Raw genomic sequence first — 13065 nt, forward strand, 5'->3', positions numbered from 1 at the left:
CGGCTCGCCCGGCGCCATGGGCAGCGGCGCGAGCCGGATGGCGTCGTTGCCGGCGGCCAGCCGCCGCCACGCCGCCTCGATGTCCGCCGGCTGCAGCCCGTGTTCGAGCCACTGCGCGGCGTCCTGAAAGTCGTGCCCAGCCGCCAGCCAGTTCAGCACCGCGCGGGTGCCGGCCTGCGTGCTGAAACCCTTGCCGGCGCGCGCCGTGTAGGGCCCGACCACCAGGTAGCAGCGATGCACCGCGCGCGTGAGCGCCACGTAGGCCAGGCGCAGCGTCTCGGCCGCCTGCTCCGTGCGCTGCCGCAGCTTCAGCGCCGCCTCGTCACGGGCGTCGCCGCAGCCCGCGCGCAGGTCCAGCACCGGCCGCCCCTGGGCGTCGTGCGTTTCCACCATCCCCGGCGCGGCGGCCGGCGGGGCCTGCGCGTCCCACAGGAAGGGGCAGAACACGATGCCGTACTCCAGCCCCTTGGCCTTGTGGATGGTGACGATGCGCACCAGCGCCTGGTCCGACTCCAGCCGCAGCTGGTCGGCCTCGTCCGCGCCCGGCTGCGCGCGGCGCAGCGCCAGCCAGCGCAGCAGCCCCTCGGCCGACGTGCCCTGCTGCTCGGCCGCCTCGTGCAGCCGCTCGCCCAGGTGCAGCAGGTTCGTGAGCCGCCGCGCGCCGTCGGGGCGCGCCAGCAGCCGCGCGGCCACGCCGGCCTCCTGCAGCCAGCGCCGCAGCATCGCCGCCACACCGTGCTCGAACCAGCACGCGCGCCAGCTTGCCAAGCGCTCCAGGTGCGCCGCCAGGGCGGTTTCGTCCTGCTCCAGCGCCTCCAGCGCCGTGGCGTCGAAGCCCATGGCCTCGGTCGCCAGCGCGGCGCGCAGCCGGCCGGCGTGCGCGGGCTCCAGCACCGCGGCCAGCACGCTCTGCAGCTCGCCGGCCTCCGGCGCGTGGAACACGCTGGCCGGCGACAGCGCCACGCTGCCCACGCCCAGCGCGGCCAGCGCCTGGCGCACCAGTGCGCCCTGCGCATGGCTGCGCACCAGCACGGCGATGTCCCCGCCCGCCAACGGCCGGCCGTCCACCCGCATGCGCCCGGCGCGGCCCTCGCGCAGCAGCCGCGCGATCTCCGCCGCCGTCGCCTGCACGGCCGCGTGCAGCGCCGCCTCGCGCAGCGCAGGCTGATCGCCCTGGTCGCGCGGCAGCAGCCACAGCTGCAGCGCGCCCAGGTCGCCGGCAGCGGGAGAGTCGTCCTCGAAGGCCGGGCGTGGCCGGTCACCGACGCCCACCGGCGCGATCTCCAGCCCCGGCAGCAGGAAGCTGCGGCCGTGCGACAGGAACAGGTGGTTCAGCGCCGACACCAGCGCCGCGCTGGAGCGCTGGTTGCGGTCCAGCGTGTAGACGCTTGCGGCGCGCTCGCGCGCGCGCAGGTAGGTGGGCAGGTCGGCGTTGCGGAAGCCGTAGATCGCCTGCTTGGGATCGCCCACCAGCAGCAGCGGCGCGTCCGCCGCGTCCGCCTCGCCCCAGACCCTCTCGACGATGGCCCACTGCAGCGGGTCGGTGTCCTGGAACTCGTCGATCAGCGCCGCCGGGAAGCGTGCGCGCAGCGCCGCCGCCAAGGCCGGCACCGCCTGCAGCCGCTCGTGCAGGTTGAACAGCATGTCGTCGAAGGCGGCCACCCGCAGCTCGCGCTTGCGCTGGCGCAGCGCGGCGCCGGCCTCCTCGAACAGCCGCCGCAGCAGCCGCAGCCGGGCCAGCTCCAGCTGCCGGTCCGCCCGGCGGCGGGTGGCCAGCAGCGCGTCGGCCAGGCCGAAGAAGGGGTGCGCCGGTGGGCTGAAACCCTTGCGGGTGCGCTGCGCGAGCGTGGCGGCGCACAGCAGCTCCAGCTTGTCGCCCTCCAGGTCCAGCGGCGCGAGCGCGTCGCCGCCGTGCATCCAGCGCTGCCAGCCGGCCAGCGCGGTGGCGACGCTCTCGGCGCCGTAGCTCTGGGCGTACAGGCCCGGAGCCGCCTCGTGCAGCGCCTGCGCCACGGCCTCGCGCCCGGATTGCCAGCAGGCGCGGGCGGCGTCGAGGGCCTCGGCGAGGCCGGCGGTGGGGGTCTCGTCCGCTGCCTCGTCCAGCGCCACGGGCCACAGGCAGGGTGACAGCGGTTTGCCCAGGCGCCGCGCCAGCAGCGCGGCGAACTTGCGCGGCGTGTCGCGGCGGGCGGCCAGGTGCGCGGCCAGGGCGGGGTCGAGGTCCTCGGTGGCGACGTGGCGGCGCCAGAAGTCGTGCACGGCCTGGTGCAGCAGCGCCGAGTCGTCGGCCAGCGGCGTCAGCGCCAGCGGCAGCCCGGCGGCGAAGGGCAGCTCGGCCAGCGCGCGCTGGCAGAAGCCGTGGATGGTGAAGATCGCGGCCTCGTCGAAGCTCTGCAGCGCCAGCCGCAGGCGCTGCGCCAGCGTGGCGTCGTCCAGGCCGTGCGCTTGGTGCAGGTGGCGCAGCAGCGCGGGCACGAAGGGGTCGCCGTCGTGGGCGTCGCCGCCCTGCAGCACTTCCAGCGTCTCCACCACCCGGGCACGGATGCGCTCGCGCAGTTCGGCGGTGGCGGCGTTGGTGAAGGTGAGCACCAGGATCCGCGGCAGCTCCAGGCCGCGCTCCAGCAGCAGCCGCAGCACCAGGCCGCAGACGTGCCAGGTCTTGCCCGTGCCGGCCGACGCCTCGATCAGCCGGATGCCGTCGAGCGGGGCGGCGAAGAGGTCCAGGGGGGCGAGGGTCATGGGGCGCTGCCCCGCAAGCACCGCCGCAGCGGCCCGAAGACCGTGCGCGCGCAGCGCACGAATTCCTCGTCCAGCGGCTCCGCGCAGCCGCGCAGCGCCAGCCGGTAGGCTTCGTCCTCGCTTTCGCCGGGGCGTTGCGGCGTGCCGCGCCAGGCCGCGCGCGCCCGCGGCAGCGACTCCTTGCCCTCCATGAACTCCCAGGCCGAGCGCGGGAAGAAGTGAAGTGGCCGCGACAGCCCTTGCCGGTACAGCGCCATCAGCTCGGCCAGCGTGCGGCGCGGATGCGCCACCTCGCCCAGCTCGAACGCCCCGTCGCGCGCCTGCCAGCGCGTGCGCGGGGCCACGCCCGGCGGGCGACCGGCGTTCAGCCACAGGTGCCACAGCCAGGCCTCAATGAAATCGTGCGGCCCGGCATCGCCATAGCGGCCCAGCCACAGGCCCTGCGGGCGCAGGTCGGCGCGGGCGCCCTCCAGTTGCCACGGCTCGCCCTCCAGCTCGAAGTCCAGCGTGCCGCTCCAGGGCGGCAGCGCCTGTGCCGCCCCGCGCAGCGCGCCGGCGTAGTCCGTCAGGGCGCCCATCTCGCGCCGCAGCAGCAGTCCGCCCAGCCGGCCGGTGGGGTACTCGGTGCCGGCCCGGGCCAGGCGCAGCAGCGCGCCTGGGTCGCCGCCTTGCGCCAGCGCGGGCAGCAGCCGCCGCGCCAGCGAGCGGCGGGAGCGGACATCGGGCAACAAGTCCTCCTCCTCGGCCAGGGCCTCCCGCGAGCGCGGCAGCGCCAGGCCCAGGCGCCGCTCCAGCAACACGCGGCAGGGGTTGCGGAAGAACGCGGCCAGCTGCTCCAGCGTCACGTGGCGCCAGTACTCCTCGCTGACGGGCAGCGGTGCGCCGAAGAAGGGCCGTCCAGGCACCTCGGGCGCGGCGGCCGGGAGCGCATCCCCTTCAGCCTCGTCATCCAAGACATCCGGCAGCGACGGCCCCCACGCGGGCACGTCCGCCGGCGTCTCCGCGCCGCGCTGCAGGGCCCGCGCCATGTCGGCATCGAAGCTGCGCAGGCGCGGGTCGGAGGCCGGGTCGAAGGCGGCCGGGTCGAAGGCGTGCAGCGGGTGCTCCACCACCAGCCGGGCTCGCGCGGCGGCGCGCGCCGCCGCGGAGCCATCCGCCGCGACAGCGGGCACCAGCACGTCCAACAGCTCGGACACCAGCACCGACGGCGGCAGCGGCGCGTGGTCGCGCACGCCGCGGCCGGTATAGGACAGCAGCAGGCGCTCGCGCGCCGAGAGCAGCAGGTCCAGGAATAGATTTCGGTCGTCTTGGCGGCGCTGCCGGTCGCCGCGGCGCGGTGCCAGCGCCAGCAGGTCGAACTCGGCCGGGCGCTCGGTGGCGGGGAAGGCACCGTCGTCCAGCCCGATCACGCACACCACCCGGAAGGGCAGGCCGCGCAGCGCGTCCATGGGCGCGAAGGTCAATCGCCCGGCGGGCACCGCGCCGGGTGCGCCCGCGTCGAGCTGCGCCTGCAGCGCGGCGCGCACCACGGGCAGCGGCAACGGCTCCTCCAGCGCGGCCGCGCGCCATTGCTCGTGCAGCGCGGCCAGGGCGTGCTGCAACTCGCGCCAGTCCGCGCGCTCGGCCTCGCCGGGAGCCAGCAACGCCTCGGCGGCCTCCAGCAGCGCGGCGCGCCACCGCGCGGGCGGCAGCGGGTGCGACAGCAGCGCGTCCAGCCGGCGCAGCGTGCTGCCGAAGCGCCAGAACGCGCCCAGCGCCAGCGTGTCCTCCTCGCCCTCGCAGGCGCCGACGGGCAGCCGGTCGCCGAAGGGCTCCGAGGGTGCCGAGGGCAGGGCGTAGCCCAGGAACAGCCGCGACAGGCCTTCGCCGAGGCTGTGGCGCCCGCCGTCCAGGCCGGAGCGGATGGCGGCCTCGCGCAGCCACGTGCGCACCTGCTCCAGCGCGTCGGCCTCGAAGTCGAAACGCCGCGCCACCAGCGGCTGCAGCAGCAGCTCGAAGACCTGGCCGGCGCTGAAGCGCGAACCCACCAGCCCCAGCAGCGACAGCAGCACCCGCGCCGGCGCGTTCACGCGGCTGGGTACGCGGCCGGCGATGGCGAAGGGGATGAAGCGCCCGCGCGGGGCGGTGCCGAACACCGCTTCCACCAGCGGCGCGGCGGCGTCCAGCGCCGGCGTGACGACCAGGATGTCCGAAGGCTGCAGCGTTTCGTCGGCGGCGAAGAGCGCGAGCAGCCGGTCCTGCAGCACCTCCAGCTCGCGCAGCCGCGAGTGCGCGACGTGGACCTCCACGCTGTGGTCATCCGGCTCCAGCGCCACGCTGCCCGGCTCCAGGTCGCGCAGCGCCAGCACCGCGTCCTGCAGCCGGGCCAGCAGCGTCGGGGCGCCGCGGGGGATGAAAGCCTCGACCTCGATCTCGGCCTCGGTGGCGGCCTCCAGCAGCAGGTCCAGCTGCGCCTGCGTCTGCCGGCCCCAGGCGGCCAGCAGCCGCTGTCCGACCTCGTGGTAGAGCGCGCGGCCCTGCTGCTCCAGCCGCGCCAGGCGGCGCGCGTCCACCACCTCGAACCAGTATTCGCGGCAGGGGTTGAGCACGTAGCAGCACACGTCGATGCGCCGCGCCAGCGCCTGCAGCAGCGCCAGGTGCAGCGGCGCGAGGGCGAAGGGCATGAACACGTGCACCCGGCGCGGCAGCCCGGCCGCGCGCAGAGCCTCCTCATCCAGGCGCTGCAGCGCCAGCAGCGGCGCTTCGGCGGGGTGGCGCTGCGCCAGGCCGAGGTCGAGCCGAAGGCGGCGCCAGAGTGCGGCCTGCCAGGCCTCGTCTTCCGTCTCCGCCTCGATGCCGGCGGGCCGGCCGTCGCTCCAGCCCTGCAGCCAGTCGGCGCGATAGGCCAGGAGCTGATCCATCAGCGCCGCGCCGCGCTGTGCCAGCTCCCAGCGCATGAGGGCATCGGCGCCGCCCAGCCAGGCCTGCAGCCGCGGCTGCGCGGACACCCAATCCGCGTCGCCCAGCACGCCGTAGAGGCGCCAGGCGAGTTCGGCCGGCGCGAAGGGTGCGAGCCCGGGAGCGCCGGGCAGCAGCCGCGCGCACTGCGTCGCGAGCCAGTCGGGCAGGGTGCTGAAGCTCAGGTTGGCGCACACGCCCTGCGCGTCGGCCAGGGCCAGCGACAGCGCCCGGCGCACCGCGTCGCCGGGCACGACGAGGTGGACGCTCTCGAAGGGATCGCCGCTGGGGGGCTCCGTCTGCAGGGCCTGCAGCAGCGCGTGCTGCAGCGCCTCGAAACGGTTGGAAAAACAAAGGCTCAACATCGGTACTGCGGACGCGCGCGTGCCGGGAGAGCATGTCACCACCGGGCCCGCCGGGCGGAGGTTGAAACCCCTGCGGCCCGCGCGCGAGGGCGGGAGGATAGCGGCGGGGGGCATGTCCGTGCGGGCCACGGGCGCACTGCTTGCCGTGGAGACGGCCCGCCATTTTCCGGGCCGCACATCACCACCGAGGGAGACGGGCATGGAGCTCTACATCGCGCCGCTGGGGCGCGCCATCGAGCGGCTGGACGAGGGACTGCGGCGCTGCCTGCTGGACCCGAGCGATCTGCTGATCCGCGACGGGCTGATCCAGCGCTTCGAATTCAGCTTCGACCTGGCGCACAAGGCGCTGCGGCGCTGCCTGACGCTGGCCACCTCGGAGCCGAAGACGGTGGAGGCGATGGACATGCCGACGCTGATCCACCTGGCGCACGAGCAGGGCGTCTTGCCGGGCGACTGGCCGCTGTGGCGGGTGTGGCACGACCTGCGCGCCCATGTCGGCCACGGCGACGACGAGCCCATGGGGCCGGACGTGGTGGCGGCGATTCCGCGGTTTCTGGACGAGCTGCGGTATTTGCAGAGGAGGTTGGCGGGGAGGGTGGTGTGAGGGGCAGGCAAGGACGGATTTCCTCTTCGAGGTGGGCGTGCTGAGCCGGGCCGGCGCCGACGAATCCTTCAAGGCCCTGGTGGGGCCGCGGCGGGTGCTGGCGCAGGACGGGACGTCCTGAGCACCGCCGGCACTGCCGCGGCCGGCGCTCACCCCTCAGCGCGCCGCCAGCGCCCGTGCCGCCCGTGCCGCCGGGGACGGTGCGGCCTCCTCGTAACCGCGCCGGTAATGGCTGCCGCCGCTGAGGAACAGCTCGCGGTTGGCGATCGCCTCGGCCAGCTCCGCCTTGACCTGCGCGCGCGTCTTCTGCCCTTGCGGCGCGAAGGGCGCCGGGCCGGATTCGCCCAGGGAGCGCGCCAGCGGCGGCACGCCGCCGTTGCTGACCTCGCCGCGCGCCACGGCCTCGGCCAGCTCGGCCTTCACCTGCGCCCGCGTCTTGCCGCCCGGTGCGGCCAGCAGCCCCGGCGCCGATTCGGCGTAGTGGAAGTCGTAGGGCCGCGCCAGCGGCGGCACGCCGCCGTTGGACACCTCGCCGCGCGCCACGGCTTCGGCCAGCTCGGCGCGCACCTGCGCACGCGTCTTGCCCATGCCGGCCGTGTCGGCGAAGGGTGGCGGCGCGGACTCGCGGATGTACGCCAGCACGCCCTCGGCGGCCTGCGCGTTGAAGGACAACAGCGCCGCGGCGGCAGCGGCCAGGACGGTGGTGATCAGGGTGGCTTTCATGGCGGACCTTTCGTTGCGGTGGACCTGGGGTCCAGCACCGTCGGCGGGAGAGGAGGAGGTGCCGGGGCTGGTGCTGACAACTCTGGCCGCCGGACTTCACGCCGCCGTCCAGCAAGGTTCACGTTTTGATCACCGCGCCCGCCCCCTTGCTTGCCGCCGTGGAGGGGCCGCGTGAAGATGCCGCCGCCATGAACATCGTCATCCTTGGGGCCGGGCGCGTGGGAGAGAGCGTCGCCGAGAGCCTGGCCTCGGAAGCCAACGACATCACCGTCATCGACACCGACCCGGCCCGGCTGTCGGTGCTGCAGGACCGGCTCGACCTCAAGGGCGTGGCGGGCAACGGCATCCAGCCCTCGGTGCTGCGCGACGCGGGGCTGCCCGACGCCGACCTCTTCATCGCCTGCGCGCAGCTGGACGAGTCCAACCTCGTGGCCTGCAAGGTGGCGCGCCAGCTCTTCAACGTGCCCACCACCATCGCGCGGCTGCGCAGCCCGGAGTTCCAGGAAGGCACGCCGCTGACCACCGAGCGCGAGGGCTTCGGCGTCGATCGCGTCATCTGTCCCGAGGAGTCGGTGATGCGCTCGATCTGGCAGCTCATCCGCTACCCCGAGGCGCTGCAGGTGCTGGAGCTGGCGCAGGGGCGGCTGAGCCTGGTGGCGGTGCGCGCCGTGGCCGGCGGGCCGCTGGTGCAACACCGGCTCGACGAGATCCCCAAGCTCGTGCCCGGCGCCGACATGCGCATCGTCGCCATCTACCGCCAGGACAAGCCCATCGCCGACGTGTGCGGCACCACCTGCATCGAGCCCGGCGACGAGGTGTTCGTGCTCAGCGCCACGCAGCACCTGCGCGGCGTGCTGGGCGCGCTGCGCGAGCGCGACCGCCCGGTGCGGCGCGTCATGATCGCCGGCGGCGGCCGGGTGGGGCTGCGGCTGGCGCGGCAGCTGCGCGGCGAGGTGAACGTGAAGATCGTCGAGATGAACCGCGCGCGCTGCGACTACCTGGCCACGCAGCTCCCGGGCGACGTGCTCATCCTCAACGGCGACTCCACCGACGAGGAGCTGATGGGCGACGAGAACGTGCAGGACATGGACCTGTTCCTGGCCCTGACCAGCGACGACGAGGACAACATCATGGCCTGCCTGCTGGCCAAGCGGATGGGCGCGCGCCACGTGCTGGCGCTCATCAACCGCAAGGCCTACGCCGACCTGGTGCAGGGCACCACCATCGACATCGCGCTGTCGCCGGCGCAGGCCGTCATCGGCGAGCTGCTGGCGCACGTGCGCTGGGGCAACGTCGAGGCGGTGCACTCGCTGCGCCACGGCACGGCCGAGGTGCTGGAGGCGGTGGTCAGCGGCGACCAGACCACCAGCAAGCTCGTGGGCCGGCGCATCGACCAGATCCCGCTGCCCGCCGGCGCGCAGATCGGCGCCATCGTGCGCGGGCTGCCCGAGCGCGGCGAAGCCGTCGTGGGACGGCGCGAGCGGCGGGGCCGCGGCGCGGGCGAGGGGCTGACGCTGCGCGAGCGGCGCGGCGCCATGGACGTGAGCGCCGCCGAGATCGTCATTGCCCACCACGACACCGAAGTGCGCGCCGGCGACCACCTCATCGTCTTCCTGCCCAACAAGAAACAGGTGCGGCAAGTGCAGAAGCTGTTCCAGGTTTCGCCCATGTTCATCTAGGCGGCGAGGCGCGCTTGCAGAGCCTGCTACCCGTCCTGGCCGTGCTCGGCGGCGTGCTGATGCTGTTCGCCGGCGCGATGCTGGTGCCGCTGGCCTTCGCCTACTTCGGCGACGACGCGGCGCTGCGGTCCTACGACGGCGCCATCCTCATCACCTTCTTCTGCGGCCTGGCGCTGTTCCTGCTGGGCCGGCGCTCCCACCGCGAGCTGCTGCCGCGCGACGGCTTCCTGCTGGTGAGCCTGGTGTGGACGGTGCTGCCGGCCTTCGGCGCGCTGCCGCTGCTGTTCCACATCGACGGCCTCTCGTTCACCGACGCCTACTTCGAAGCCGTCTCGGGCCTGACCACCACCGGCGCCACCGTGCTCACCGGGCTGGAGAAGCTGCCGCTGTCGATCAACGTCTGGCGCTGCCTGATGGTGTTCATCGGCGGCATGGGCATCCTGGTGCTGGCGGTGGCGATCCTGCCGCTGCTGGGGGTGGGTGGCTCGCAGCTGTTCAAGGCCGAGACGCCGGGCCCGATGAAGGACCAGAAGCTCACCCCGCGCATCGCCGAAACCGCGCGCGGACTGTGGACCATCTACTTCGTGATGGCGCTGGCCTGCTTCCTGGCCTACCGCCTGGCCGGCATGAGCTGGGCCGACGCCTTCATGCACATGTGCACCACGGTGAGCCTGGGGGGCTTTGCCGCCTACGACGCGAGCTTCGGCGCCTTCGACTCGCCGGCCATCGAGATGGTGGCCACCGTGTTCATGACGCTGGCGGGCCTGAACTTCGCGCTGTACTTCGTGGCCTGGCGCCGGCGCAGCCTCCGCGGGCTGCTGTGCGACCTGGAGGCGCGCCTGTACCTGTTCCTGCTGGCGGCGGCCGTGGTGGTGCTGACGCTGTTCCTGATGGCGCACGAGGTGTACCCCACCTTCTTCGAGACGCTGCGCCACACCGCCTTCCACGTCGTCTCGATCGCCACCACCACCGGCTTCGCGACGCGGGACTACGCGCAGTGGCCGTCCTTCGCGCCGCTGATGCTGCTGTTCATGTCCTGCTTCACTTGCTGCGCGGGCTCGACCGGCGGGGGCATCAAGCTGATCCGCTCGCTGCTGCTGATGAAGAGCGCGCAGCGCGAGTTCAAGCGCATCGTGCATCCGCGCGCGGTGGTGCCGATCACGCTGGGCGAGGCCGCGGTGGACGCCAACGTGCTGCTGTCGGTGCTGGCCTTCATGCTGATCTACGGCGCGGTGATGGTGGGGGCGACGCTGCTGCTGCTGTTCTCGGGGCTGGAGGTGGTGACGGCCTTCACGGCGGTGCTCGCCAGCCTGAACAACACCGGCCCGGGCCTGGGCGTGGTCGGCCCGGCCGGCACCTTCCAGCCGCTCACCGACTTCCAGGTCTGGGTCTGCACCATCACCATGCTGCTGGGGCGGCTGGAGCTGTTTTCGATCCTGGTGCTGTTCACGGCGGCGTTCTGGAGGAAGTGAGGGCAGTGCCCTTCAGCGCTTCAGCGCAGTCCGTGTGGATGTCCGCCTGCGCGTACCGCTGTCCGGGAAGAGTGCGACGTCAGGACGCCTCGCGTGCCGTGGGGCTGGCCGTGGGAAAAACGTTGTCATCCCGTACATGGACGCCCCTGTCATGCAAGCACTTCGTGGTGGATGGCGAGGGCCCGGCGCGCTGGCGGCGCGGCGGGAGGCGCTGGCGGCTTGATTCCAGGTTCCGCTTGCCAGTCAAGTCATACGGGTTTGGAAAATTTATGAGACCCGTATGAGCAGGCGCCCGCCCGTCGGCCTATGCGGCCGGCATGGCGTGGGTGGGCGCCTGTAAATAGGCCATCGAAAAGCTTTGCGCCGGTACCGGCCGGCCCCGGTAGTAGCCCTGCATCTCATTGCAGCCTATGAGCTGCAGATGCCTGTACTCGGACTCGGTTTCGACGCCTTCGGCGACCACTTTCAGGCCGAGGGAGTGCCCCAGTGAAATGACCGCCTTGACGATGCTCGCATTCTGATGGTCCGAGGAAATGTTGCGAATGAAGCTCTTGTCGATCTTCAGCGTGTCCATGGGCAGGCTTTTCAGGTGGCTGAGGCTCGAATAGCCGGTGCCGAAGTCGTCGATCGAGAGGCGAACCCCCAAATCCTTGAGCCTGCGCAAGGTCTGCATCGACCGCTCGATATGGCGCATCATGCCGTTCTCGGTGACTTCGATTTCCAGATAACGAGGTGCCAGCCCGCTTTCCCGGAGCGCATGGGTGATCTGGGGAAGCAGCGAATCCTTTTCCAATTGCAGTGGGGAAACGTTCACCGAAACCGAAATGGGAGGAAGGCCGGCGTCCTGCCATTTCCGGTTCTGCAGACAGGCGGTGTGCAGCACCCATTCACCGATCGCTTCCATCAGGCCGGCGTCTTCCGCCAGCGGAAGAAATACATTCGGGCCCACGACCGGACGGCCGGGCCGTTGCCAGCGGATCAGCGCTTCCGCCCCGACCACGGCCCCGGTGGCGAGATCGCACTTGGGCTGGTAATGCAGCTGGAACTCGTGGTTCTTGAGGGCGTGGCGCAGGCTGGAAATCGTCTCCAGGCGATTGACTGCCGCATCGTCCAGGTTCTCGGAGAAATACTGCGAATTGTTCCGCCCCAGCCGCTTGGCCTCGAACATCGCCGCATCCGCGTGCTTGAGCAGGGCCGCGGAATCGCACCCGTGGGCCGGGAACAGGCTGACGCCCATGCTGCAGGTCACCTGGATCTCGACGCCGTTGGCCACCCAGGGCCTGGCCACGTCGCTCAGGATGCGCTGTACGGTTTTCTCGACGGTCTTTTCGTTGATCTGGTTCACCAGGACCAGCACGAATTCGTCTCCGCCCAGGCGGGCGACGGTGTCGCTTTCGCGCACGCAGTGCCGGAGCCGATCGGCAATCGTGACCAGCAATTCGTCGCCAAGCTGATGGCCCAGGCTGTCATTGATGTATTTGAATTTGTCCAGGTCCAGGAAAACCACGGCCACGCACTTGCCGTTGCGGCGCGCACCGTCTATCGCCTGCTCCAGGCGCTCCTCCAGCAGGGTACGGTTCGCGAGCCGGGTCAGCGGATCGTGGGTGGCTCGGAAATGGATTTCCGCTTCGCTGAGCTTGCGTTGGGTGATGTCCTCGACGGTGCCCTCGTAGAAAAGAACCTCGCCGGCCTCATTGCGCACGGCGCGGGCATTCTCTGAAATCCAGATAACGGAACCATCGCGCCTGTAAACCCGGGACTCGAAATTGGATACGATTCCATGCTTGTCCATGATCTGCATGAATTCGAGCCGCCGGTTGAGGTCCACGTAGAGCTGGGAGCCTATGTCGCGCAGGCCTTCGATCAACTGGCTGGGCGAGTCGTATCCATAAATGCGGGCCAAGGCCGGATTGACGTCAAGATAGCCTTGCGCCATTGTGGACTGGTAAATGCCCTCGATGGCATTTTCAAAAATGCTTCGGTAGCGGCGTTCAGCCTCCAGCAGGTTTTCGTTGGACTTCTTCCGGTCGGTGACGTCCTGGATGATCCCTTCCAGGATCGCCAGGCCTTTGTCCACATACTTGACGGCGGACCCACGCTCCACGACCCAGCGCAGCACGCCGTCCTTTCTCCGGATCCGGTATTCCAGCTCGTACCTTCTGCCATGGTCCACCGCATCCTGGACGACTTGCCGGACATGCTCCCTGTCTTCCGGGTGAATGAGCTGGTCAAAGGGGATTGCATGCTGGCCGAGCAGTTCGCTCGGAAGATGGCCGGTGAGCTCGAAGGCGCCCTGGCTCACGAACTCCATGGTCCACGCCGTGTCGGCCAGGCAGCGATACACCATGCCGTGGATGTTGGCCAGCAGGGCTTCAAGCGAATGAATGGCTGGAGTGGACCCTTTGTCACCCATGAGGGCATCGGAAATGGTATGGGCCATGACTCACAGGCTTTGCAACGACATCGCCTTCAATTCGGCCGGTCGCGCATCGATGTGAACTGCGGATCGCAATCCAAGGCCGTGTTTCGTGAAATAGTTGGAATTT

Annotated in this window: 7 protein-coding genes; 3 read left to right on the forward strand and 4 right to left on the reverse strand. The window is 71.4% G+C overall.

All coding sequences use genetic code 11. The features are described 5' to 3' along the window. The coding region (locus Q0741_RS01095) for a UvrD-helicase domain-containing protein (protein ID WP_298231357.1) at nt 1–2739 on the reverse strand (2739 nt) is incomplete at its 3' end. Further along, nucleotides 2736–6041 carry an exodeoxyribonuclease V subunit gamma gene (recC, locus tag Q0741_RS01100; RefSeq protein ID WP_298231358.1) on the reverse strand — a complete coding sequence of 1102 codons (3306 nt, stop codon included), beginning with the start codon at nt 6039–6041 and terminating at the stop codon, nt 2736–2738. The genes recC and Q0741_RS01095, both read right to left, overlap by 4 nt. Before the next feature lie 199 nt (nt 6042–6240). On the opposite strand from recC, the gene Q0741_RS01105 reads away from it, so the two are divergent. Continuing rightward, a complete protein-coding gene (locus Q0741_RS01105) occupies nt 6241–6645 on the forward strand; it encodes a nucleotidyltransferase substrate binding protein (RefSeq protein ID WP_298231359.1) in 405 nt (134 codons plus the stop codon). Nucleotides 6646–6801: 156 nt separating this feature from the next. Here the strand turns inward: Q0741_RS01105 and Q0741_RS01110 are convergent, their stop codons facing one another. Further along, nucleotides 6802–7368: a DUF4148 domain-containing protein gene (locus Q0741_RS01110; protein ID WP_298231360.1), complete on the reverse strand. Its 567-nt coding sequence runs from the start codon at nt 7366–7368 to the stop codon at nt 6802–6804. 188 nt (nt 7369–7556) lie between these two features. On the opposite strand from Q0741_RS01110, the gene trkA reads away from it, so the two are divergent. Continuing rightward, entirely contained in the window at nt 7557–9047 is a 1491-nt protein-coding gene (gene trkA, locus Q0741_RS01115; RefSeq protein ID WP_298231361.1) for a Trk system potassium transporter TrkA, read from the forward strand. Between the two features lie 14 nt (nt 9048–9061). Continuing rightward, nucleotides 9062–10519, forward strand: a complete 1458-nt coding sequence (locus Q0741_RS01120; protein ID WP_298231362.1) for a TrkH family potassium uptake protein — start codon at nt 9062–9064, stop codon at nt 10517–10519. A gap of 304 nt (nt 10520–10823) precedes the next feature. Here the strand turns inward: Q0741_RS01120 and Q0741_RS01125 are convergent, their stop codons facing one another. After that, a complete protein-coding gene (locus Q0741_RS01125) occupies nt 10824–12959 on the reverse strand; it encodes a bifunctional diguanylate cyclase/phosphodiesterase (protein WP_298231363.1) in 2136 nt (711 codons plus the stop codon). Nucleotides 12960–13065 lie beyond the last annotated feature (106 nt).

It is taken from the genome of uncultured Azohydromonas sp. (assembly GCF_937926365.1).
Lineage (GTDB): Bacteria > Pseudomonadota > Gammaproteobacteria > Burkholderiales > Burkholderiaceae_C > Azohydromonas.